This window comes from Mesorhizobium escarrei (genome assembly GCF_935825525.1).
Taxonomy (GTDB): Bacteria; Pseudomonadota; Alphaproteobacteria; order Rhizobiales; family Rhizobiaceae; genus Mesorhizobium; species Mesorhizobium escarrei.
On the sequence record NZ_CAKXZT010000148.1, the window covers coordinates 22,867 to 46,728 of the forward strand.

At 62.0% G+C, this 23,862-nt stretch carries 22 protein-coding genes and 1 pseudogene; 5 read left to right on the forward strand and 18 right to left on the reverse strand.

Going from position 1 to position 23,862, the window contains the following annotated elements; genetic code table 11:
* Positions 1-26: 26 nt before the first annotated feature.
* From NMG80_RS25570 to NMG80_RS37440, 4 genes are all read right to left on the reverse strand, one after another.
* Positions 27-338, reverse strand: a complete 312-nt coding sequence (locus NMG80_RS25570; RefSeq protein ID WP_254020677.1) for a protein-tyrosine phosphatase family protein — start codon at positions 336-338, stop codon at positions 27-29.
* A gap of 47 nt (positions 339-385) precedes the next feature.
* The gene (locus NMG80_RS25575) at positions 386-895 is read right to left on the reverse strand and encodes a cytochrome b (protein WP_254020678.1); all 510 of its coding nucleotides are present in this window, start codon (positions 893-895) and stop codon (positions 386-388) included.
* Between the two features lie 79 nt (positions 896-974).
* Positions 975-1,796 carry a COG4705 family protein gene (locus tag NMG80_RS25580; protein WP_254020679.1) on the reverse strand — a complete coding sequence of 274 codons (822 nt, stop codon included), beginning with the start codon at positions 1,794-1,796 and terminating at the stop codon, positions 975-977.
* A gap of 28 nt (positions 1,797-1,824) precedes the next feature.
* Positions 1,825-2,157 carry a hypothetical protein gene (locus NMG80_RS37440; RefSeq protein WP_367186008.1) on the reverse strand — a complete coding sequence of 111 codons (333 nt, stop codon included), beginning with the start codon at positions 2,155-2,157 and terminating at the stop codon, positions 1,825-1,827.
* 184 nt (positions 2,158-2,341) lie between these two features.
* Between NMG80_RS37440 and NMG80_RS25590 the strand changes: the two genes are divergently transcribed.
* Positions 2,342-2,974 carry a methyltransferase family protein gene (locus tag NMG80_RS25590; RefSeq protein ID WP_254020680.1) on the forward strand — a complete coding sequence of 211 codons (633 nt, stop codon included), beginning with the start codon at positions 2,342-2,344 and terminating at the stop codon, positions 2,972-2,974.
* Positions 2,975-3,027: 53 nt separating this feature from the next.
* Here NMG80_RS25590 and NMG80_RS25595 read toward each other — a convergent pair whose 3' ends face one another.
* From NMG80_RS25595 to NMG80_RS25615, 5 genes are all read right to left on the reverse strand, one after another.
* A complete protein-coding gene (locus NMG80_RS25595) occupies positions 3,028-3,237 on the reverse strand; it encodes a hypothetical protein (RefSeq protein WP_254020681.1) in 210 nt (69 codons plus the stop codon).
* On the reverse strand, positions 3,234-3,983 hold the full coding sequence (locus NMG80_RS25600) for a COG4280 domain-containing protein (protein ID WP_254020682.1): 750 nt from the start codon (positions 3,981-3,983) through the stop codon (positions 3,234-3,236). Before NMG80_RS25600 ends, NMG80_RS25595 begins: the two co-directional genes overlap by 4 nt.
* A gap of 45 nt (positions 3,984-4,028) precedes the next feature.
* Positions 4,029-5,888, reverse strand: coding sequence for a potassium transporter Kup (locus tag NMG80_RS25605; protein ID WP_254020683.1), 1,860 nt, complete (start codon positions 5,886-5,888; stop codon positions 4,029-4,031).
* 18 nt (positions 5,889-5,906) lie between these two features.
* Complete coding sequence (locus NMG80_RS25610; protein ID WP_254020684.1) at positions 5,907-6,398, reverse strand: hypothetical protein; 492 nt, start codon at positions 6,396-6,398, stop codon at positions 5,907-5,909.
* A gap of 567 nt (positions 6,399-6,965) precedes the next feature.
* Entirely contained in the window at positions 6,966-7,736 is a 771-nt protein-coding gene (locus NMG80_RS25615) for an IclR family transcriptional regulator (RefSeq protein WP_254020685.1), read from the reverse strand.
* A 146-nt stretch (positions 7,737-7,882) separates the two neighbouring features.
* On the opposite strand from NMG80_RS25615, the gene NMG80_RS25620 reads away from it, so the two are divergent.
* Genes NMG80_RS25620 through NMG80_RS25635 form a run of 4 tightly spaced genes read left to right on the forward strand, consistent with a single transcriptional unit; the run spans position 7,883 to position 12,806 of the window.
* Positions 7,883-9,325 (forward strand): aldehyde dehydrogenase family protein, encoded by a 1,443-nt coding sequence (locus NMG80_RS25620; protein ID WP_254020686.1) that lies wholly within the window; start codon positions 7,883-7,885, stop codon positions 9,323-9,325.
* The gene (locus NMG80_RS25625; RefSeq protein WP_254020687.1) at positions 9,325-10,848 is read left to right on the forward strand and encodes a sugar ABC transporter ATP-binding protein; all 1,524 of its coding nucleotides are present in this window, start codon (positions 9,325-9,327) and stop codon (positions 10,846-10,848) included. Before NMG80_RS25620 ends, NMG80_RS25625 begins: the two co-directional genes overlap by 1 nt.
* Complete coding sequence (locus NMG80_RS25630; RefSeq protein WP_254020688.1) at positions 10,845-11,807, forward strand: ABC transporter permease; 963 nt, start codon at positions 10,845-10,847, stop codon at positions 11,805-11,807. The genes NMG80_RS25625 and NMG80_RS25630 overlap by 4 nt, the downstream gene beginning before the upstream one ends.
* Before the next feature lie 39 nt (positions 11,808-11,846).
* Positions 11,847-12,806: a substrate-binding domain-containing protein gene (locus tag NMG80_RS25635; RefSeq protein WP_254020689.1), complete on the forward strand. Its 960-nt coding sequence runs from the start codon at positions 11,847-11,849 to the stop codon at positions 12,804-12,806.
* A 527-nt stretch (positions 12,807-13,333) separates the two neighbouring features.
* Here the strand turns inward: NMG80_RS25635 and NMG80_RS25640 are convergent.
* The 9 genes and pseudogenes from NMG80_RS25640 to NMG80_RS25680 form a co-directional block, all read right to left on the reverse strand.
* Positions 13,334-14,335: an IS110 family RNA-guided transposase gene (locus NMG80_RS25640; protein WP_254020690.1), complete on the reverse strand. Its 1,002-nt coding sequence runs from the start codon at positions 14,333-14,335 to the stop codon at positions 13,334-13,336.
* An 88-nt stretch (positions 14,336-14,423) separates the two neighbouring features.
* Positions 14,424-15,872, reverse strand: coding sequence for a group II intron reverse transcriptase/maturase (gene ltrA, locus NMG80_RS25645; protein WP_254020691.1), 1,449 nt, complete (start codon positions 15,870-15,872; stop codon positions 14,424-14,426).
* 864 nt (positions 15,873-16,736) lie between these two features.
* Positions 16,737-17,048 carry a hypothetical protein gene (locus NMG80_RS25650; RefSeq protein ID WP_254020692.1) on the reverse strand — a complete coding sequence of 104 codons (312 nt, stop codon included), beginning with the start codon at positions 17,046-17,048 and terminating at the stop codon, positions 16,737-16,739.
* A gap of 72 nt (positions 17,049-17,120) precedes the next feature.
* Positions 17,121-18,209, reverse strand: coding sequence for a hypothetical protein (locus NMG80_RS25655; protein WP_254020693.1), 1,089 nt, complete (start codon positions 18,207-18,209; stop codon positions 17,121-17,123).
* Positions 18,210-18,810: 601 nt separating this feature from the next.
* Entirely contained in the window at positions 18,811-20,934 is a 2,124-nt protein-coding gene (locus NMG80_RS25660) for a xanthine dehydrogenase family protein molybdopterin-binding subunit (RefSeq protein WP_254020694.1), read from the reverse strand.
* A complete protein-coding gene (locus NMG80_RS25665) occupies positions 20,931-21,920 on the reverse strand; it encodes an FAD binding domain-containing protein (RefSeq protein ID WP_254020695.1) in 990 nt (329 codons plus the stop codon). Before NMG80_RS25665 ends, NMG80_RS25660 begins: the two co-directional genes overlap by 4 nt.
* Before the next feature lie 2 nt (positions 21,921-21,922).
* Positions 21,923-22,384, reverse strand: coding sequence for a (2Fe-2S)-binding protein (locus NMG80_RS25670; protein ID WP_254020696.1), 462 nt, complete (start codon positions 22,382-22,384; stop codon positions 21,923-21,925).
* Between the two features lie 197 nt (positions 22,385-22,581).
* Entirely contained in the window at positions 22,582-23,454 is an 873-nt protein-coding gene (locus tag NMG80_RS25675) for an AraC family transcriptional regulator (protein WP_254020697.1), read from the reverse strand.
* Positions 23,455-23,677: 223 nt separating this feature from the next.
* A pseudogene (locus NMG80_RS25680) lies at positions 23,678-23,862 on the reverse strand (IS110 family RNA-guided transposase); the annotation flags it as partial.

Sequence of the window (23,862 nt, forward strand, 5' to 3'; positions counted from 1 at the left end):
TGTTGCCGAGACTTTATCATAGCACGCTACCACCGGCGGCGATCTGTTCCTAGAATGTACGGAATCACGAGCCGAGAAACCCCAGCAACCTCCGCGTCGTACCATGGCTGACCGGGCGTTTCGCAGCGCAAATTGATGATCGTGGCAATGTGGTACTTGTTGCGGTAGGCCCTGATCTCGTCTGCCGACGGCTGAGCCGATCGATAGACCTCACTGGCAACGATCGCGTGAAATTGTTGCTCAGGTGAGACGCCGGCCAGGGCGCAACCGGCAAAAGCAAGCACGCAAACCAGAGCCACCACCCAAGCTTTGATCGAAACTCGCCGCGAACTTGTCATTGGCTGCCTTTCCGTCACGGCTTGATGCCTTTGCATATGGTCCGAATTCATCTGGCCGGATCTCGCGCGGGGATGAGCATCTTGCGCAGCACGGCGTCCTTCAGAACAAAATGATGGAAGAGTGCGGCACCGGCATGAACGCAGATCAGGACGATGAACACCGGCTTTGCCCAGCCATGAATATCGCCCATCCAGCCCCAGACATAGAAGGCCAGAAGCCCGGAAACGGGGACGGCGACAAGAAGGCAATAGAAGAGCACATGCGTTGTGCGTGAGGCGAAAGCCATCCATTTCGGCATTGTCGATTGGGCCTTGGGCGCGCCGACGAAGAGCCGGACGGCCGGACGCACGAAGACCAGCAACAGGATCGACAAGCCGACCCAGTAGTGGGCGGATTCCATAGTCTGCTCGTAGGACGACAGTTGGCGCACGTCCGCCGCCGCATCGACATAAGTCGTCATGCTTTCCCCGAACAGGAGCTGGAACAGGACAAGCACGGCTATCGTCCAATGCAGGCCAATCTGGAGACCGCTATAACCGGATTTCTCGGAATTCATTTCTTATGTCCATGAGGGGAGTGCAATCGCCACCAATGGCAACGCCAAGGCAGGGGGCGGTTGGAGTTTTGGCGCGTTCTCATTGCGTGCGGCCACTCAAGTGGACTTCGTCGACCCCGCCGGCGTTCTTCTTCAGGGTCATGTAGAGGACAAGAGCGACGATGCAGCCCAGGAAGATCGTGCTGGTCAAGGTGGTGCCAAAGCCCAGCCCGCCATATTCGGCCGGTTGCGAGAGAAGGTCGCCGAACGAGGCGCCAAGCGGCCGGGTCAGGATGTAGGCGAGCCAGAAGGCGAGGATGCCGTCCAGCTTGAGCACATAGTAGGCAAAGGCGATGAGCGCGATCACGCCGCCAAACAACAGGCCGGTGGTCAGGTAACCCATGTCGAAGGTTTCAGCGGCCAGATCCCCTGCCGCGGTTCCCAGCGAGAAGGTGAAGAGGATGGCCAGCCAGTAGAAGATCTCACGCTTCGTCGTGAAGATGGTGTGGATCGACAGGGTTCTTTCGCTGGCGTACCAGACCGCGAATGTCGCGGCGAGCGCAACGCTGAACGCGATCGTCGTCGTTTGCAGCCGCACACCGAAATTGTCGACGAGATTGTCGCTAATCAGCGTGCCGACCACGCTGATTAGCACGACCGCCAGCCAATACGCCCACGGCACGTAGCGTTTCCGCGCGAACTGCAGGATGAGGACGACGATCAGGATGCCGGTCATGATCAGCGACGTGGCCGTCAAGCCGAGGCCGAGATTGACGGCGAGATAGTCGGCCGCCGTTTCGCCCATGGTCACCGCCATTAGCTTGATTAGCCAGAAATCGACGGTGACATCAGGCACCCTGTTGAGGGCTGGGGGAACCCTGTTGAGAGCAGGTGCGGCACGTTGGATGGTTGGCGAGAGCATCGCGGTATCCTGTCATTGAGGGGCGGACTTACTTGCCCATGACCTTCATGGCCTGAGCGAAAAAGTCGTCGTCGGCGTTGCAGCGCTCGATGCCCTTGGTCTCCAGCTCGGAAACCTCTGTCTTATCCGCATCACTGAGTTTCGCCGCGGCCTCTGCTGCGCGCAGGCTCTTGAGCGTATCTTCGCAGGGCGCCGTGGCGGCGGACGCAGATGAAATCGGGTTGGCGATGCAACCGCACCGAGCGCGAGGGCGAAAACCAGTCTGTTCATGTGATGTTTTCCCTGTTTGGCGCCGGTCTGCCGGCAGCTCGATCAAGCTCCGACCGGCATCAGGACGGTAGGGATGCGATTTCACCGGCATCTGTCCGGTGTCTTACATCTTTGTAAGAATGGGCAAATCCGTAAGAATGGGCGCGGAGGCGACAAAATCCCGACGAACGCCTCGTCATGAACTCGCCATGAATCGGCAGAAAGGATTGTGGCTTGCAATGGGCAACAACGTCCCTGCCGAATTCACAGGCTTGCCGGAGTGAGGGAAAACGCTAATGGCCAATGTTTTTCCCAACCCAGCACTAAAGGCGTTCGACCAGCGCAAACGCCTGATCGTCGTTCGGATCGTCGCAGTCGTGGCCATAGCCCTGCTGCTCTTTGGAAAGCCCCTCTTGACCGAGGGATCGGAAGGACACGAGCTCATTGAACAGCTCGGTTTCATCCTCATCCTGATCTGCGTCGGCGGGCGCCTGTGGAGCATTCTCTACGTCGGTGGCAAGAAGAACGACGAGCTGATTTCCGTGGGGCCATTTTCGATGACCCAGAACCCGCTATATTTCTTCTCCACGATCGGCGCGGTGGGCATCGGATTGATGTTCGGATCCGTGTTGGCGGCCGTCGCATTGGGCTTGGCCAGCTACATCGTTTTTCGGGTGACTGCGCGCAAGGAAGCCGACTATCTCCTGGGGAAATTCGGCATCGCCTATGGTGCCCATGCAGAGCGGACGCCACGGTTTTGGCCGAACCCGTTTCTGTTTCGCGACCAGGCCGAATGGCAGTTCTCAACCCATGCGTTGAAGCGGACATTCTATGACGGGCTCTATTTCCTCGCCGTCTTCCCGGCGATCGAAGTGATCGAGTACTTCAGGGCCAGCGGCATTCTGCCGACATTGTTCACCCTCTATTGATGAGAGCCTGACCGGGTTCCACCTCTCGTTTACGCGGACTTCGGGGTCATGGTCTAGCGTCCGCGCGTCGCGCGGCGGACGCTGTGGGCTAAGATAGCGAGGCAGCCGACCAGCAGCAGGATGCCACCAAGCAATGGCGGTATGGCAAGAAACTTTACCGCCAATGTCACCGCCGCAGTCAGGATCAGCGTTAGCGATGCCAGATTGCCGTCGTCGACGAACATGCCGACGACTTCCTTGATGGCCAGCCTGGCAACGTTCATCGGGCAAACCCTCCGGTGGGTGCGGTGCTGCGCAGCCAGCGGATGAAGGCAAAGGACGCAAGCGAGACGACAGCGAAGATGGCCAGCAGAGCCAGATCGGCGCCCGGCCAGTCGGCACCGATGCCCTCGCCGGTCCAGAAGATGCCGAAGCTGGTCAGCATCAGCCCGACCACGAATTTGAGCGCATTTTCCGGCACGCGCGCCAGTGGCCGGTGCACCGCCAGACCGATCAGCATCACCAGGATGAACGCCGCCAGGGCGCCCAGGCTGGCGTAAAGCGTCTGCCCATGGGCAGCACCCACCGCAATGACGATGAACACCACCTCGACACCTTCGAGCAGCACCGCCTTGAACGACGCCACTCCCGCCAGATAGTCGGCCCGGCGGTCGTTGGCCTGCTGGTGCAGGGCGGTGGTTTCCCTGGAAAAGGCCGCCTCCTCGTCATGCAGCGCAAGGACGCCGACGGCGCGCAGAATGGCCTTGCGCAGCCAGCGCATGCCGAACAGGATCAGCAGCACACCGACGACGAATTGCAAAATGGTAATTGGAACCAGCGCCAGCAGCGGTCCGAATGCCAGCACAAGTGCGGCCAGCAGCACCAGCGCCAGCGCCGCGCCAATGAGGGCCGGCCGCCAGCTGCGCGTCACCCCCACCGCGAGCACGATGGTGAAGGCTTCGACGACCTCGACGAAAGAAGCCAGAAAGGCGGCGATGATGGTCGAGAGTATCGGTGTCAGACTGTGCATCAGGCATCCTGTGTTCCTTGACTGCGGGATCCCACGTAGGCACGGTCAAACTGGAATTTGCCGACCAATTTCGACAAGCCGGTCGTTGGGCACTTTCAGATAATCGCTCATCTGCGCTGAATTACGACTCATGGCGGCGAATGGCTCCCTTTGCCATGATGGCAGGCCTTGGCCATCCTCGCGGGGTACAATGCTCGTGCGGCCGACGTAGTAGGTGACGTCGGTCAGATCGATTGCGCGGTCCGCCGTCATGCAGGATGCAAGAAGCTTTGGAACATCCGGCATTTCCATAAAACCATACCTGGCTTCGACAATCCAAAAATTGGGAATTTTCTGCGCGATAGTGAAGCGATCTGCTTCTGCAACCCGTGGCACGGGTAGAATAGACCAGCGCAGTACGAAGACGCGTTCTTGCAGGGCGCGATTAAGTCCCACATGCCAGACCATGACGGGTGGCACACCTTTGTCCGAAAGCGTCAAGAATACCGCCGTACCAGGCACGCGCGCCACCGTGCCGGATTGTAGTTCCGTGAGGAATCTGTCGGTCGGAATCAGCGTTTTCTGGACGCTGTTGTGCATGGCTTTCGTACCGCGGTGCCAAATCCACATGATTGCATAGACCGCTATCGCCATCGCAAGTGGTACATAACCGCCCTGGAAAAACTTTGTCATATTGGCTGCAAAAAATGCGCTGTCGACGATCAAAAACAGTCCAGCGACGGCGCTAGCGGTGACGATGGTCCACTGCCAGATCTCGCGCATGGCGATGAACAACAAAACGGAGGTCATCAGCATTGTCATCGACACGGCAATGCCATAGGCAGCGGCGAGATTGTCGGATTTGCCGAAGCCTATGGTAAGGGCCACGGTGGTAATCATCAGCAACCAATTCACAGCGCCGACATAGATCTGGCCAAAACCTTCAGCCGATGTCTGCCTGATGTTGAAGCGCGGCATCCACCCGAGCTGAATCGCCTGGCGTGTCATGGAAAAGGCACCAGTGATGATCGATTGGCTGGCAATGATCGTTGCGACGGTTGCCAGGACAATCAGAGGCGCCAGCAGCACTGGCGGGCAGAGACGATAGAAAATACTGCCCTCTGTTGGCGAGCCATTCAAAACAATGGCGGCTTGGCCGATATAGTTGAGGATGAGGCTTGGAAAAACCACGAAGTTCCAGGCGAGCCGGATCGGCGCGGGACCAAAATGGCCCATATCGGCGTAAAGCGCTTCGGCACCTGTGACGCAAAGAAACACGCCGCCAAGAACGAGGAAGCCCGCCAATCCACCTGAAGCGAGATACTTCAGCCCGTAGCAGGGATTGATTGCGACGAGAACGCCTGGATATTGCAAGATGCCGTAGATACCCATGGCGGCCATCACACAAAACCAGATCAGCATGACCGACCCAAAGCTCTTGCCAATCCGAGTTGTCCCCAACGGCTGAAGGGCGAACAAGGCGACCAAGATGGCAACCGCGCCACAAATCACCCATGGCGTTAGACTGGGCATTACCTGTTCAACGCCTTCAAGCGCCGAGAGAACCGAAATGGCTGGCGTGATCGCACCGTCACCGTAGATCAGCGCTGCGCCAAACAGGCCTGCTCCGACGATGACAGGGCGGTTCTGCTTCTTCAGGCCGAGCAACGACATCAAAGCCAGGATGCCGCCTTCACCATCGTTGTCGACGCGCATAGCGAAATTGACGTATTTGACGGTGGTAATGATGATGAGTGTCCAAAGGATCAAGGAAACCGACCCCAGGACGTCGGGCTTGCCACCTGTCAGGGCAAGGACGGTCTTGAACGTATAAAGCGGGCTGGTTCCGATATCACCGAAAACGATGCCCAGAGCCGCAAGACCGAGTACTGGGATGCCTTCTTGGGCGGTGACCTTTTCGGACAATGAACATCCCTTCCGTGGTCATAATACCCCTTTGCCCAGAGGTATTTGGTAATTGCTTTGAACTCCTCGATCGGCGCCGTTGCCGCTTGTGAATGCCGTCAGCCGGAATTTGCGTAGTGGAAACCGGCGCCGCGGTGTCTTGCTCAGGCGAGCGGAGAGTTCTTCCAGAGATGTTGCCCCGAGCGGCAGCAGGGATGCCCCGGTCGCGGTCGCCATCCCAGAACGCAGCGCGGCAAGGCCGGCCGCACCGACGGTAACACCGACTACCATCGTCATGAGCGCTAGGCGACGGCCGGGCAATGTATCCATGATACTTTCTCCAGAGATACGGCTTTCGCGTATGGGTTGAAGCCGGCCGGCTTTGCTCGCAGCATCTGGCACGATCAAAGCTGTTCCTGCTTGTCCGAAATTGCTGTCGTTGCTGTCGCTTGCGCCTTTTGCGACAGCAGCACGCAAGAGAGCGTTGGGAGCGGCAAGGAAACTTGCGCGACTGCGGTGAAGCAGATGCAACAGGATCTGCCACCAACAGGATCGCCTACATTTCCTGCGTCCCTTTCGAGAATGCTGATCACGTCGTCCGCCAGTAACTCGGCCAGACGCGAGCCGACTATTCACGCCATCCAGCACGGCAAGGGTGGGTTTGCAGGCTGAGCTGCGCGCTTTGCCACGGGGATCTTGCCGACCGGAGTTAGTTGCAGGCAGGGCCGGCAATCCTAGACGCAGTGCCGCCGCAAAACCATTGTGATCGGCAGTGTGCAGGCGTTCATTGCTGGTGCGATCGTTCTGGCGTGGCTTGGCCCTGCGCTCTACAGCACCGGCAGCGCTACCAGGGCGAGTTCACCTTCCTCGCACGACTGGAAAAGCCGCTCGCGATCGTTGAGCCGCCCAAGCTCAAAGAATGGCTCCAAAACCACCCTTCAGGATATTCCATGACCAAGGCGATACGATATCCCGACAACACCCGAAGCGTTGCGCCCAACCAACTTGTCAAGAATGGCTACCTTGTCGTTCTAAGTGGCAACCACCCGGCGAAGGTCAGCATGCGATGGCCCGTCCTGCGCGATGGATATTCATCCACTATATCAGCCCGCCGAGTTCGTGCGAAAGCTTAGTCGTGTGTCGCATGGCTATATCGCGGAGCGCCTCCAGCTTATCGAGATCAAAGCGGCTGGCGGGGCCGGAGATGGCGATGCCGCCCGGCACCTCGCCGCCATTCTCGAAGACGGGCAACGCTACACAGCGCATGTCGGGCGCGAATTCGAGATCGTCGAAGGCGCAGCCCTCGGCACGAATGCGGGCGAGCGAACGGCGCAATTCGTCCGGATCGGTGATGGTGTTGGGCGCGACCTTGGTCAGCCCGGCGGCGATGACCGCCTCGGTGGCGCGCACATCCCGGAAGGCGAGCAGCACCTTGCCGATCGAGCTGCAATGCAGTGGCGAACGGTCGCCGATCTGGAAATCGACGGCAACCCGTTGCGTGCCCTTGGCGCGATATACAAGTACGGCCGCGTCGCGTTCCAGCACCGAGTAGTGCACCGTCTCGCCGGTTTCTTCGGAGATGGCGCGCAGGCAGCCGAGGATGCGGCCGGCGCGCTCATCCTCGCCGACCAGATGGCGGGCGAGAGACAGCACCTTGAAAGTCAGTCTGTAGTGCTTGGCGTCGGCGGCCTTCTGCACATAGCCGGACTGAACCAGCGTCATCAGCATGCGGTAGGCCGTGGCCCGGTCGGCGCCGATTCCGGACGCGACCTCTGCGACGGTGACCGGCCGGCGTTGCTCGCCGACGAAATCGAGTACGTTCAGCGCCTTGAGCGCGGTGGCGCTAATGTTAGTGTCGAGTTCGCGCATTTGGCAGGGCCCGATTGTTCAATATTCGTATATCTATCCGAAATTCTACCGGCAAGTTCAAATATCGTTGACGCACTTCTATTTCTGAACTACGCCTGCCTCCATAACGATACGCGGCGCGGCTGCGCATCGACGGGAGGATTCTCATGGACATGCTGATCGACGGCGGCTGGACGGGCGCATCCGACGGGTCGGTCGACTCGGTGCTCAATCCCGCGACCAACGACCAGATCGACACCGTGCCGCGCGCGACCACTGCCGATGTCGCGCGCGCCGTCTCCGCTGCACAGCACGGCAAAGTCGCTATGGCGGCGATGCCCGCGTGGCGGCGCTACGAAATTCTTGAGGCCGTCGCCCGGCGCATCGAGGAAAACCAGACCGAACTTGGAAAGCTGCTCTGTCGGGAGAACGGCAAGCGCATCGGCGAGACGACCAGCGAGGTCGGCGTCGCCGCGCGCATCTTCCGCAGTTATGCGGAAGAGGCGAAGCGTATCTTCGGCCGCTCGGTGCCGCTGAACTCCATACCCGGCCGCGAGAAGTCGCTGGCGATCACAACGCGCGAACCGCTCGGCGTCGTCGCGGCGATCGTGCCGTTCAACTATCCGGTGGAACTCTGGAGCCACAAGGTCGCCGGCGGCCTTGCGGCGGGCAACGCCGTCATCACCAAGACGCCGGAAGACTGCCCGCTCGCCGTCATCGAGATCAGCCGCTACCTGGAGGACACTGGCCTGCCGCGCGGCGCGCATCAGCTGCTGACCGGTGGGCGCGAGGTAGGCGAGGCGCTGGTCAGGGCCGAAGGCGTTCAGATGATCGCCATGACCGGCTCGATCGCAGCCGGCAAACGCATCCTCGAAGTCGCCGCGCAGACCCTGAAGAAGGTGCATCTGGAGCTCGGCGGCAACGACGCGACGATCGTCTGCGGTGACGCCGTTGTCGAAGCCACCGCCGACGCGCTGATTGGCGGACGCTTCACCTCCGGCAACGGCCAGATATGCTGCGCGGTGAAGCGCGTCCTGGTCGAGAAGCCGATCTATCAGAAGCTGCTCGAGGCGGTTTCTGACCGGGCGAGAAAGCTCAAAGTTGGTGATCCCATAGACCCTGCGACCGATGTCGGTCCGTTGATCAACCGGCGCGGCGCAGAACGAGTCGAGGCGCAGGTGCGCCAGGCCGTCGCCGATGGCGCGGCAATCGTTACCGGCGGCAAGCGCCGCGACAACTTTTTCGAGCCGACCATCCTCACCGGGCTCACGCCGGGCACGCCGGTCTTCGCCGACGAGACCTTCGGGCCTGTCCTGCCGCTCATTCCCTATGAGCGGTTCGAGGATGCGCTGGCGCTGGCCAACGACAGCCCGTTCGGTTTGCAGGCGGCGATCTTTACGCATGATCTGCGCAAGGTGATGCGCGCCTATCAAGCGCTCGACGTCGGCACTGTAGTCGTCAACCACACGACGGCGGTGCGGGTCGAAACCTTGCCCTTCGGCGGCAACAAGGGCAGCGGCAACGGCCGCGAAGGCATCCACGACACGCTGCACGAGATGAGCAAGGAAAAGACTCTGCTGCTGCACGAAGTGTTCGGAGCGGTCGTCTGATGCCCCGTCTCGCGGTCAGCCATATCGCCAAGAGCTACGACGGCAATCCGGCCGTGCGCGACATCTCGTTCGAGGTCGCAGCGGGCAGGGTGTTGGCGCTCTGCGGAGAGAACGGCGCCGGCAAGTCGACGCTGATGAAAGTGCTGTCCGGCGCGACGCGTCTCGACAGTGGCGAAATTCTGCTCGATGGCAAGGCGGTCGCGATCGGCGGACCATCCGACGCGATGGCGCTCGGCATCTGCACCGTCTACCAGGAACTGAGCCTCCTGCCGCATCTCAGCGTCGCAGAGAACATGCTGCTGGGCAGCATGCCGACGCGCGCGCTTCCGTTCGTGGTCGACTGGCCGCAAGCGAACCGCATCGCAGCGCGTGTGCTCGCCGATTTCGGTTTCCCTGAGATCGATCCGGCAGCGCTTGTCAGCTCGCTCAGCGTCGCCCGCCAGCAGATCGTCGAGATCGCCAAGGCGCTGGTCGCCGAACCTCAAATCTTGATCCTCGACGAGCCGACGGCGGTGATCTCGGCCGCCGAAGCCACAAAGCTGTTCGACAAGGTGCGCAGCCTCGCCGCCTCCGGCACCACGGTGCTGTACATCTCGCACCGGCTGGAGGAGATCTACGCCATCGCAGACGAGATCGTGGTGCTGAAGGACGGGCGTAGCGTGCTTGCAGGCCCCGCCGCCGAGCTCGACCAAGGTCGCCTGATCCACGCAATGGTCGGCCGTCCGCTTTCGGCGATCTTCCCGGACCGCAAGGGCGAGGCCGGCAAGCCGGTGCTCGAGGTGGAAAACCTTGCGCTTGGCGACGTCTTCGAAGATGTCAGTTTCAGCGTCAGGGCCGGCGAGATTGTCGGCATGTTCGGCCTTGTCGGCAGCGGCCGCACCGAGATCGCCAAGGCGATCTTCGGCGCAAGGCCCGCCGACGGCGGCACGGTCCGGCTGAACGGCGTCGCCGCCGATTTCGCGACACCGTTCCATGCGGTACATGCGCATGTCGCCATGCTGACCGAAGATCGCCAGGGCGACGGCCTAGCGCTCGACGCCAGCGTCATCGACAACGCCGGTTTGGCCAGCTTTCCGCGGTACGCGCCAAACGGCGTCATCGACGGCGCCAAACGCCGCCAGCTTGTGGGCACGAAGATCCGTGAACTGTCGATCCGGCTTGCCGATCCGGCGCAACCGGTGCGCCAGCTTTCAGGCGGCAACCAGCAGAAGGTCGTTCTGGCAAAATGGCTGCTGGTCGAGAACATCCAGCTCTTCATCTTCGACGAGCCGACCCGCGGCATCGACATCGCCACCAAGGTCGAGATTTACCAGATGATCCGCGACCTCGCCGACAGCGGTGTCGCGGTGCTGCTGATTTCCTCGGAAATGCCGGAGGTGCTTGGCATGGCCGATCGTCTACTTGTCGTGCGTGACGGCCGTATCGTCGCCGAATTCGTCCGTGAAGCGTTCCGGCCGGAAACCGTATTCGCACATGCGGCCGGCCTGGCCTCCCAGGATGCACGTCCGGAGCAACTGCATTGACCGAGACTGTGACAGCGACTCCCCATGCGCAGTCTGCCATACTCCAGCGCTTTAGCCGCGCCGATCTGCTGTTCGCGGCTGCGATCCTGCTGCTTGTCATCTTCGCGGCGATAGCCTCCGATGCTTTCCTGACCCAGCGCAACATCGTCAACATCTCGCGCCAGATCGTCACCAACGGATTTCTGAGCCTCGGCATGCTGATGGTGATCCGCACAGGCGGCATCGATCTGTCGGTTGGCTCGGTTCTGGCGCTAGCCGGGCTTCTGGCCACCGGCCTGCAGGAGCAGATGCATTTCTCCGCGGCGATCGCGGTCGCATTGGCGATGGGTGCGGCTGTCGGCTTCCTCAACGGGTGGCTGACCGCGCGCTTCAACCTGCAGCCCTTTATCGTCACGCTGGCGACGATGGGCAGCCTGCGCGGGCTAACCTATGTCTATGCCGACACGCCGCGTTACCCGGTCGACGAGATGTTCCGCAGCCTGATCGGCGGCGCGTTCGTCGGCCCGGTCCCGGCTAACTTCATCATCTTCGCGCTCGCCGTGCCGGCCGTCTGGTTCTACCTGAACCACACCGTCTCCGGCCGTGCCGCTTTCGCGCTGGGCGTCAACAAGGAGGCCGTGCGGCTCGCCGGCGTCGACGTCAACAAGCACCTGATCTTCGCTTATGTCGCCTGCGGGCTATTCGCGGCGATCGCCGGCGTGCTGCTTGCCTCGCGACTCGGCATCGCCCAGCCGAGCGTCGGCGTCGGCTACGAACTCGACGCCATCGCTGCGGTGGTGATCGGCGGCGGGTTGCTGGGCGGAGGGGGTGGCACTGCGATCGGCGTGCTCGGCGGGGTGCTGGCACTCGCCGTCGTCGACAACGTGCTCAACCTCTTCAACGTCGATTCCTATTACCAGCAGCTTCTAAAGGGCTTGATCATCCTGGTGGCGGTGCTCGCCAGGCGCAAGAAGGTCTGAAAACCGCCGGCGTGGGCCGGCTCATCAAGGGAGGATGGAATGACACTATTCGGGAAATTCAGAAACGCCGCGCTGGTGGGCCTCGCCTGCGCGGCGCTTGGTTCCTCACCGGCTTTAGCGCAGGACAAGGAGATCAAGGTCGGCATGGTGAACCTGTCGCTCTGCTGCGCCTATTTCGTTGGCATGGACGCCGCCGTGAAGGATGAGGCGAGCCATTTCTCGAACGTCAAGGTTTTGTCGACCGACGCCAAGGGCGACGTTGCCAAGCTGACCTCTGATGTCGAGGATCTGCTCAACCAGAATGTCAATGTCTTCATCATCTCCGGTGCCTGGATAGAAGCGGCCCCCGCCGCGCTTGAGGCGATCAACCAGGCGGGCGTGCCGATCGTCATGGTTGACCGGCTGCTCAAGGGTGGCGATTACACCGCCTGGGTCGGCCCGGACAACCGCGCCATCGGCGAGGGTATCGGCGATTACATCGTCAAGCGCCTGAACGGCAAGGGCAAGGTGGCGGTCATCCGTGGGGGCCCCGCCGACAACACGATCGGATCGAACCGTTCGGAAGGCGTTCAGTCGAAGTTCCAGGGCACTGAGATCCAGGCCGTCGTGGCGCCGGGCTGGGGCGAGTGGAGTGCCGACGGCGGCTTCACGCAGATGGAAGACCTGCTCTCCAAGAACGACGACCTCAATGCGGTCTTCTGCGAGAACGACTCCATGTGCCTCGGCGCGCAGAAGGCAATCGGCGACGCCGGCAAAGCCGAGCAGATCTTCATAACGTCGGTCGACGGCGAGATGGGCACGCTCAAGGAGATCATGCGCGAGGGCAGCAACTACGGCGCAACCGGCCGCAATTCGTCCGACCAGATCGGCCGCGCCGGCTTCAACCGCGCCATTGCGATTGTCGCCGGCGGCTCGCCGGAGAAGGAGACAGCGCTGCCGTCGCCGATTATCACCAAGGACAACGCCGTCAAGTTCTACGACGAGAACAGCAAGTTCTAGTGTACCCTTAGCCGCAGCTCGGGCCTGGCGTTTAGCGGGGCCTGAGCTTTTCTTCACATCCCCCACAATGTTCTACGCGGCCGTTAGGCTCTGGGTCCTGTGCCGGCCGCGCTCGCCTATTCCACCAGGATAGTGGCGGTAGTATCGATGATTAGCATTTGTGGCTCCGTTGGCGCAGCGGGCTGACGGTGCATCGAGAACCGGATGGGGCATGGTCACACTCCTTGTTGAAGAAGCCTGTGATGCTCTGCCCCCGCAAGGCAGTCGTCCTTTCTGTCCATGCTCGTTCGTTCGTATGCCGGGTACAGGGTCGTCTACGCGGTCGATGCAAAGCTGATCGCCGCAGGATGAGTTTCGCAGGTGAGATCTTCCTATGTTCGTTGCGCAATCTGCTAAACGATGGCAGTTGCTTCCCGCTTCGCGGAATGATCTCAGCCACGTCCCGGCAGGGACGGCTCGGTGCGTCCTGTAAGAACGCTATTGGTTGAATGGCCTGAAGAAATCGTCGTAGTCGAGCGTCTGCAGGATCAGGCAGCGGCGGGCGTTCCTCCGTGCGGATCGAACAGCTCGCCCGTCCGGAGCATCGCATGCATGATCACTGCCAGCTTGCGCGCCAGGGCCACGGCGGCTCGTTTGAAGCCGAGCCGTTCTTTGAGCTCCAACGCCCAGGTTCGCAGGGTGCTGGTATCCGTCGACCGGTTCAGGATGACCGCGGCCGCTTCGTATAGCAGTCCGCGCAACTGATTGTCGCCACGGCGCGAGATATGGCCGTCATTATCGACTTCGCCGGACTGGTAGCGTCTCGGGGTCAGGCCTACCCATGCGCCCACGGCGCGCGAGTTTCTGAAGTTCGCCGGATCCTCCACGGCCGCGGCAAAGGCGGTGGCTGTGACGGTGCCGACACCGGGCACCGACATGAGCAGACGGCAGTGCTGGTCTTCACGAGCCATCGCGGCCAGTTGCTTGCTCAGCTCTGCTATCTGGTATCGAATATCACTCCATGCCCGAAGCATTGGCACGACGATGCGCGCCAGCTTTGCTTGGCCCTGCAGAAGATCGTGAACGTTGCGCTCGAACACGCTGCCGGCGCCCTTGGGCACGACAAGGCCGAACGTCTTCATCAATCCGCGGATTTGGTTGGATATCTGCAAACGCATCTTGAGAAGCTGGCGCCGCGCGGTGATCAGCGTGCGGATCAGCATGCTGTCGAAACCTTTGACCCGAACCTCTCGGTAGAAGCCGACCTCGGCCAGATGTGCCAGGCCATCGGCATCGTTCGCATCGGTCTTGTTCGCGGCCATGTCGAGCGCGGCCTTGGCATGCCGCGCGTCGATGCAGATCACCGGCAGCCCCTCTGCCATCAGCGCATGGTAGAACCACACCGACAGCGGCCCCGTCTCGAATACCACCCGCCGCACATCGGGTGCGCGCTTGCGGATCAGCGCCGCGAGTAGTTGCGGGTCGGACGCGCACTTGCCCCGCCACATCCTTTTGCCGTCCTGCCGGATCGAAATTGCCGTCTCTTTCATGGATAGTAGAGTAGGCGGTAAGCGCCGCGCCGCCCTTTCAGCGGCCGGTTTCTCACCGCCTCTCCCCGAACCGGGCATGCGCCTTTCGTTACGCACCCAGCTCTCCAGAAGACATGGCAAAGTCAGGCGTATCCATCCATGCGAGACGGAAGCGGCAAACGGGGGTCCAGGCGAGCATATGCTGCTCGACCATTCCCTCGCGCCAAAGCCGTCTCGTTGGCCGTCGACCACTGGGCTGGCATGAGGCCCAGATGTCACGCGACCGCGCTTTGGGGCGTTTCTTCCGCAGCCATCGCGCTATCCTCATGCCGACGTACCAGTCGAGACTGGTGAACATCCGACCAGCATAAGCGCAGTGGCGGTAGTAGTTCGCCCACCCACGCAGGATGGGATTGAGCTCCTGAAGCTTGGAGGCCAGACTGCACGGGGTGGAACTCGTTCCCGTACGTGCCTTGACCTTTCGACGCAGGTTGGCAGCCTTTGCTTTGGGAATCTCAATGCGCGGGCCATAGCCGTAGCGCTTGTCCCAATGCATGATGAAGCGGAATCCGAGGAATTCGAACCCCTCCGTCATGGCTGTGACCTTCGTCTTTTCCGGCGACAACTCAAGGCCCATGGTCTGATGCAGGTAGTCCGCCAGCGCGGCCTTCTCCGCGATGGCATCCTCCCGTGTGCCAGACACCAGCACCACGAAGTCATCGGCGTAGCGCACCGGCAGAAACGCACAGCGACCAGCCATGCGATCCCAGTAGCGCGCTCTGCCTACCGCGGTCCTCCCGTCACATTTGCGGTCGGCATGGGCCTTGGTGCGTTGATACACCCACTGTTCATACCGCTCTTCGATCGCGCTGAGCGCGATATTGGCGAGCAGCGGTGAGAGAATCCCGCCCTGAGGCGTGCCGGCGTCTGTGCGAAGGAACTGCTCCTCCGACAAAACACCGGCTTTCAGGAACTGCCCGACCAGCCTCGTCACCCGCCGGTCAGCCACGCGCTGGCGCAGCCGCTCTAACAGATGATGATGACTTAAATTATCGAAGCAGCCCTTAATGTCGCCCTCTATGACCCATGGATACGGCATCCGGTTCCGACGTGTGTCCTTGTCGCGTTTATGCGGCAAGGCAGCTCGTCGGATGTGCTCCAAGGCGCCATGCGTACTCCGTCCGGGTCGAAACCCATAGGAGACATGCCAAAACTGCGCCTCGAAGATCGGCTCCAGAAGTGTTTTGACCGCGCCTTGAACGACGCGATCCTTGATCGTGGGAATGCCCAGGGGCCGGAATTGCCCTGGTTTACCGGCCTTGGGGATGAGCTTGCGCCGCGCAGGGCTGGGTCGATATGCGCCGGAGCGCAATTCGGCCTGAAGCCCTTCGAGGAAGCGTTGCTCACCGATCCCATTCCGGATGCGGCCCACGGTCATCCCGTCGATCCCAGCCGTGCGTCGGCCTCGATTGGAGACTACGCGCTGCCAGGCGTGACGCAACACGCGCAGGTCGGTGACCCAACCCCACATGTCCCGCCACGCGTCTTCGGGATCCATGTCCACAGATCACTCCTCCGTCATGCAAGTCTACCGTCTTCCTGCTTCCCTTCGCCCTGTGCACGGCTTTCCCGCGCTCCGACTACTACGGAAGCTCCGCCCTTGGTGCCGTCCATCTCCGGCCGTCGCGGCGAGCCCAGTTCCATGCTGGGCAGACAGTCCAAGTTCCCGTGTTCCGATTTCCAACCTTCATGCCCTTAGGCGGTGAGCTTTACCCCAGGCGATGCGGAAGACAGGGCAATGAGAGCTTTCCCCGTCTCGAACGCGTTGTCCGCGCCCTGCAGTGAGGATAGACGAGCCCCACCGCGTCTGATCGCTTCTTACCTCCCACGCCATCGCGCGACTTGGAGGCGTTACCGGTTGAATCCGAGGCTTCCAGCGCTCACTTCGTTATCTCGCCATAGACATTGCGGTAGCCCGGCCTGCGGCCGATGGTCCGCACCCGGTACAGTTCAGGCCGATCTGCTTATGACACCCAACCGGCGACGCCCGGCCGGGCTTCTCGGCACCCTTCCGCCCGCTGCTCCTGCGGGCGGGGCGGCATTACAGCCGCCGGTCGAAAACCAGCAAGCTTGAGAGGTGGCTATTCCATGTTCACCTCCCGCGCCGTCACGGCGCACCGTCGAGACCGATATACTGCTCCATGGCTGTCCTCCGTTCGATGCCTGGGCCCGGTGTCCATCGTGAGCCCGTTCTTCATCGTGAGCCCGTTCTTCATCCTATCGGGGGACAGCCAGCCGGCTAGAGCTCCGAACATCGCCGCCCACAGCTTTGGTGGCCACCGCTCCCGCGATTACGTCATGTTCGTTCTCCGTGACGAAGCACCAATTAAGCTGCCATTCGGCGCCCGACCCATTTGCGGACTCAAAAGTAGGGTTTACAGACGAAGTGAGAACGATAGCGTGGATCCTCTAAGCGTGCCAAAGCCGAGAAGAAATGCTCCCTGTGCGAGCACAACTGCGACAGCCATGATGCCAACTCCTGAAGCCAGTTTGCAAGCCAAGCCGACCGATAAGAAAAGTGCCAAGGGCGTATCAATGCAACGATCGCGGCTGATGACAGAAGAATAAGCGCTGGAACGCCTAAGACCACGGCATGCATGTCCAGCATAAGGGCGAACGGAGTATCTGCTTTTATCATCGGCTTAATCTCCCCTAAAACCCTGAAGGTATTCAAGATCGCGACTCCAATGACTGAAGGGTTAGCTTTCCACCATTTGTAACCTGCCATTGACGCTGTACGCGGGATTTAGGCTGCCGCGGATCGGACACCGCCGGCACCGGCGAGTCGTCCAACGATCTTGCTCAACGTCCGCAGCGTCCAGGCCAGCGGCGCCAGAACCATCCTCAGCAGAAAAGCGAGGACAAGACAGAGTATAAGGTAGGCCGCAAAGGCGCCGAGCCAGGCCGGGAGACCTGCTTGCTCGGCTATCCAACCGGCCGCGTTTGTCAGAAGGTGAGGTCGCGTGATCGCCACATAAGGAAGTGCGACGACAGCGGCGACACCGGCTGCGGTACCGACGGCGGAAAGCGATTGGAACACACCTTTGCCAGCAGCCCTCAGATTTGCTATCCGCACCGTTCCGCGACCAGCCGCGGCCACCGGTGCCCTCGCAACGCGCAATGCCTTGGCTGCGGCGCCCACCCCCCCGACGACGATTACCGCATCGAAGGCCGCCCAACCCATCTCGCCCCAAGTCGGAAGCCGCTCGCCGCGGGTGATCACCCCTTCCAGATCGGAAACGCCGCCCAGGACTATGTTCTTCGCACCAAGCAGTGTGCGGGTGAACTGTCTGCGGACTGCTGTTCCGTCAACAATCTCGAACTCCGACAGCATCTCATGCCCGCGATCCTTGAGCTCGTGAATGGCAATAAGCCCATATTGCTCCGGCGAAATCTCGGCGAGGCCGAATCCCACCTGGCGGTCGTCCCACAGGCTCGAGAGGCTCTGACCGACGGTTTCCTGCAACAAGTACTGCGACGATCCATTCTTCACGAAATAAGCAATCACCGGCACGACCGGATGGCCGAGACGGTCGAAAACCTCCACGAAATCCGCATCCTCGCCATAGACGAGGAACACTCTGGCTGCATCGTCGCCATATTTCGCCGCTGCCTCATGCCAGCCGAGCCCGCCTGCCGCGCAGGCTGCAAGAACCCATGGCCGAGCCTGCTCCACAGCTTTGCTGCTGAGCGGGCAACGGGTGTCGTCCCGGCGAACTTCCTCCGCCAGCGCGGCTCGCATGACCTCATCCTCGAAATGATGGGGCTCCCGCCATTCCCATCTGAGCGTCAAAACGATCGCCACAACGAGTGAGGCTGCTAGCAGATATCTCATTCTCAAGGGGGCATCCTCCCGCAGTCATGTCAGGCCAAGACGTGCCGAAGCTATCAGCCAATCCCGATGAAGCGATCGTTAGTTCTGGGATGTGGTGGAAATTTGCTGGAGGGTGCGGCCGCCGACAGAGGCATGGAGGCAAACAAGTGAAATAGAATCAAACAGTTATTGGCATCGTGTGGAAAAACTGCACACGAAAGTTCTCCTTCTCTTCCATATTCGTTCCTACGACTGAGTGTCCGTTTGGCCTCATTGGGCACCTTATGCTGCCGGCTCGTGCCTATCCGACGAAGCTAGTCGCCGGCGCTTGCGCAAGCGCGACGTAATCGCCTTAGAGATCGAAGGAATGTAGTCCCAACTTCGGTGCAAAGATCAGGTCCTCGATGTAGCTGATGAAGGGACGGCGAGGGAGGTCTTCGACTGGTGAGGTTTGCACAAAGGGCTTCTCTGTCGCGGGCAATGTGGATGCCGGGCGGTGAGCTTGCGAGCGGGGAGGCGGCCGTAGGGCGGACAGGAGAGCCCGATGGCGATATCGGCTTCGCGCTTCGACAGGCTGAAGCTACTTGGCATCGCCACAACCCGCTTGGATAAACAGGCCGCGCTAATAGCTGGACTGCGCCATCGCTAGCAGATGCTCGGGTCGGATCGGAACTTCGCGCACGCGAATTCCCGTTGCGTGGAAAACCGCGTTGGCTATCGCCGCGCCAACGCCGATTGCGCCGAGTTCGCCAATGCCGCGTGCGCCGAGCGGGCCGACGTGCTCGTCGAAATCGTCGACGAAGGAGACGTCGATCTCAGGCACGTCGGCGTTCACGGGCACCAGGTAGCCAGCAAGGTTTTTCGACAGGAAGCGCCCGTGCTGCTGATCCATCTCGGATTTTTCGAGCAGCGCCTGGCCGATGCCCCAGACGACGCCTCCGGTCATCTGGCTACGCGCGGTCTTCGGGTTGATAATCCTGCCGGCGTTGTAGACACCGACGACACGGCGAACGCGCGGGATCGGGATGTCCTCGTCGACGCCGACCTCCGCAAAGATTGCGCCGAAGCTGTACATGGCGTGGGTCGCTTCCTCCGGCGGCGTCCAGTCGCCTTCGGCCTCGATCCTGTCAACCCCCTGTCTCGCGACCGCTTCGGCATAGCCGTCTGGCGTCGTCGCCCCGGCCTCTGCGAGCTTCGCCTTCAGCTTTGCCGCGGCGTCCTGCACGGCCGAGCCGGTGCTCAACGTTGCCCGAGAGCCGGCGTTCATCGGCGATTCCGGCAGGTTGGTGTCGCCGAGCGACAGGCTCACCCGCTCAACCGGCATCTGCAGCACGTCGGCAGCAATTTGCGGGAAGATGGTATAGACGCCCGTGCCGATCTCCTGCGTGCTGGTCTCGATCAGCACTTCTCCGCTTTGATCGAGGCCGATCCGCACCTTGGCCGGGCTGCGGAACGTCCGGAACAGGGCGGTCGCCATGCCCTGGCCTATCAGGTTGCGGCCGTCGCGCATCGAGCGAGGCTCAACCGTGCGGCTGGACCAGCCGAAGCGGCGCGCGCCTTCCGCATAACACTCACGCAGTTTCTTCGACGAGAACGGCTTGCCCTCGGCCGGGTCGATTTCGGTGTAGTTCCTTAGCCGGAGTGCGAGCGGGTCGATGCCGAGCTCGTAGGCGAGTTCGTCCATGGCGATCTCGACGGCGATTAGCCCGACGCCTTCGAGCGGCGCGCGCATCGGCGTCGGGTTGCCCCGGTTGAGGCGCACCACGCGGTGGGTCGCCTGGGTTGCCGGGCTGGCATAGAGCGCTGGCGTGCCCCAGCCGGACGGCTCGACATGGTCGCCGGAGAGCGAGCCGGCGAGCACGCTCTGATGACGTATTCCCGTCAGCGCGCCGTCGGAGCGGGCGGCGAGCGTCACCGTTTGGCGCGATGCCGGCTGGTAGCCGTGGCTCGTATAGGATTGCGCACGCGTTAGCACCAGCTTGACGGGACGTGAAAGCTCCCGCGCAGCCAAGGCTGCGAGGACCTCGTGCGGCCACAGCCAGCCCTTGCAGCCGAAGCCGCCGCCGACGAAGTCGTTTCGCACGCGTATGTTCTGCGGCTCCATCTGCAGCGCCAGTGCAAGCGTGTTGCGCGTGTCGACGACGCCCTGCACCGCGTCATAAACTTCCAGCCGGCCGTCCTGCCAGAGGGCGGTGACGGCCGCTGGCTCCATGGGGTTGTGATGCCGGTCGGCAGTGCCGTAGACGCTCTCGACCCGCACATTGGTGCCGGACAATGCGGCCTCGATGTCGCCCACACTGGAATCGGGCGGAAGGCCGAAGAGCGGGCGCGCTTCCGCTCTGTCGAGGCCGGCGATGAAGTCCGTCGCGAACGGCTCGTTCCGATACGTGACCTGGACGCGTCTGGCAGCTTCGGTCGCCCTTTCCAGAGTATCCGCAATGACCATCGCCACTGGCTGTCCCTCATAGAAGATGCGGTCGCCCTGCAAAGGCATGATCGTCTGACCGGCGGGCGGATTGGTCATCTCGGCGAGTTTCGGTGTGTTCAGATGGGTGAAGACGCGCACCACGCCGGGTGCGTCTTCCGCTGGCGCTGCGTCTATCGCCGCAATCGTGCCGCTCGGGACCGTGCTCGGCACGAGGACGGCGTGCAGCGCGCCCTCGACCTCGACGTCCGCGGTGTATTTCGCCCGTCCGGTGACCTTCCGCGAGCCGTCGAGGCGGCTGATTGCTTGTCCGATGCTCATGCGATGTCTCCTGCGGTCTGCAGCGCGCGCACGATCGCGCGCTTGACCAGTTCGACCTTGAAACCATTGTGACGGCGCGGGCGGGCGTCGCCGAAAGCGCCGTCCACCGCCCGGCGCAACGCGGCCGCGTCCGATATGGCGATACCATGCAGTGCCTGCTCGGCGGCGGAGAGGCGCCACGGCTTGGCGGCCATGCCGCCCAGCGCGATACGGACATCGCTGATCTCGCTGCCTTCGAGTTCGAGGCCGACCGCCGCCGAAACGAGCGCGAACTCGTATGAGGCGCGCTCGCGGATCTTCAGATAATGCGAGCGACGCGCGGCGGGCGAGGCCGGCACCTCGATCGCCGTGATCACTTCGCCGGGTTCGAGGACAGTCTCACGCTCCGGCGCGTCATCCGGAAGGCGATGGAAGTCCAGAAACGGGATATCGCGGGCGCCGTGCGAGCTTGCTACTTGCACCACCGCGTCGAGTGCGGCGAGCGCCACGGCAACATCGGAGGGGTGGGTTGCAAGACAGGCTTCGCTCCAGCCGAAAATCGCCATGCCGCGGTCTTCGCCCGCGAGCGCGGAGCAACCGCTGCCTGGACGGCGCTTGTTGCAGGGCAGTTCTATCTCGGCGCGAAAATAGGGGCAGCGTGTCCGCTGCATCAAATTGCCGCCCATCGAAGCCATGTTGCGGATCTGCTGCGAGGCGCTTTTCAGAAGCGCCTCTGCGATCACAGGATAGTCCCGAGCGACCGCTTCATGCCCGGCGACGTCGCTCATGCGGGCGAGCGCGCCGATCCTCAGCCCTCGGTCGGCGGTTTCGATCCGGTCGAGGCCGGAAATGCCGTTGATGTCGACCAGCCGCTCGGGCGCGACGATGCCTTCCTTCATCCAGTTCAACAGTTCGGTGCCGCCAGCAAGGATAATCCCGCCGGGCTGCGAGATCGCTGCCAAGACGTCGGGAAGCGCTGACGCACGCGCATAGGTAAAACTCTGCATTATCAAATCCCCTGGATTTGCGCGGCCGATTTCACGGCGGCCACGATCTGCGGATAGGCGGAGCAGCGGCAGAGATTGCCGCTCATGAATTCGCGGATGTCGGCTTCTGTGCCGGCATGGCCTTCGCGAATGCAGGCCACCGCCGACATGATCTGCCCCGAGGTGCAGAAGCCGCACTGGAAGGCGTCATGCCCGATGAAGGCGGACTGCACCGGATGCAGCGTGTCGCCGTCGGCTAGGCCCTCGATCGTGGTGATTTCCTTGCCTTCGGCCGCGGCAGCAAGCGTCATGCAGGCGAGCACACGGCGCCCTTCGATATGCACGGTGCAGGCGCCGCATTCGCCGCGGTCGCAGCCCTTCTTCGTGCCCGTCAGCCCGAGCCGTTCGCGCAGCGTGTCGACAAGCGTCGACCTTATGTCGAGGTCGAGGGAATGGGTTTTGCCGTTGATCTGCAACCGTACCATGAGCTCGGATTCTCCCGCCCCGCCAGTAGGGGTTTGTTGTGCAGAAGCACCGTGATCGGGAAGGGCCGTGATCATTGCCGTCGCAGCCGTTCCTTCCAACAACGCACGCCGAGTGATTTCGATCGGGCTCATCACCGTCTCCCTTGGACTTCTGTGCTAGATTTTTCCCTCGCTGGCGCTTCAGGCCGGCGGTCGTCTCAGTTCAGAGTCGCATTGTTGCGGCCATGCAGATTTGCGTCGTCCTCGTAGCTGATCCCGAAATGGGCGCGGTATCCGTTCCGGAAATGGCTGAAGCTCTCATATCCGATGTGCTCGGCCACGCTTCGCGGCTTGAGGCCAACCACCAGTAGTTTGCGCGCCAGCTCGAACCTGCGGGCCTTTACGTAGCGGTGCGGCGTCATGCCGAACGAACGCCCGAACGCGCGGACGAAATGGAAGGGGCTCAGCGCCGCGACGTCGGCGAGGCTCGCTATCGTCAGGCGGTCCTTGAGATGCGCCTCGACGAAGTCGACAACACGGTTGATCCGGGTCTCGTCCAGGCGGCCGTGTCCGCGCGAGGCGTCGCGGCCGCCAAACCTCGTTTTCAGCACGCGTGCATAGAGACGCCGCAGCAGCAGATCGCGTTCGAGATCGTCGAGCGAGACGGCGCTGCGGGCGGCAGACCGGAAGCGTGTCGCGATCGCCCAGACGACCGGGTCGTCCCAGCCGTGCATGTCATCGAGATCGGCATGTCCTGGCACCCGCAGTTCGTCGGCGATCCCGCGCCGGAAATCGGCGCTTGCCGTGATCTCTATGTAGTCGCTCGCTCCCGTTCCGGTCCCGCCTAGCCAACGAAGCGGCTCGCCCCCGCAAAGCATGACGCTGCCCGGAAATATCCGATAGGTCTGCGCCGTACCTCCGTTGCCGAGAAAGGCCTCGCAGTGGCCGACGAAAGCCAGGCTGATCGAGGACGGATCGGTCACCGCCAGAAAATCGTCGCCTGGCGCGTCCGACGTCGCGGCGCCGGAGGAATAGTGCATGAGCTTGGCCTGCGCCCACTGCATTCGGGCGATGCCGGGAGACTCCTGCATCAAACCTGCCTCCACATCCGTTTCGGTAGAAAAAGGCTAGCACACCGGACTTCATTCTCAAGTGCCCGAAATTGCTCACTTGCGGGCGCCGCAAAAGGCTCGTCCGCGAAGCGTACAGGTTTTCAGCAATTCCGGCGTGTTACAGCAGGTGCTGTTCACGGTGGGACATTCCCCGTAAGAATCGCCTCAGAAGAAGACCCGGACGACGCCGCGAGGCACGTTGCATCTCGGTGTCGAGACGATCGGTCTTGGCGCGGCGGTGCTCGCGCGACACCGCAACGCTGGCGGGGTGGATGGCGTAAGCCTCGATGCCGCGCGCCCGCAGCCAGCGCGCCAGCCAGAAGCCATCGCCGGCCGCCTCATAGGCGACGGCGATCCGCTGGATCTTCTGCCCGGCCGCCAGCGCTG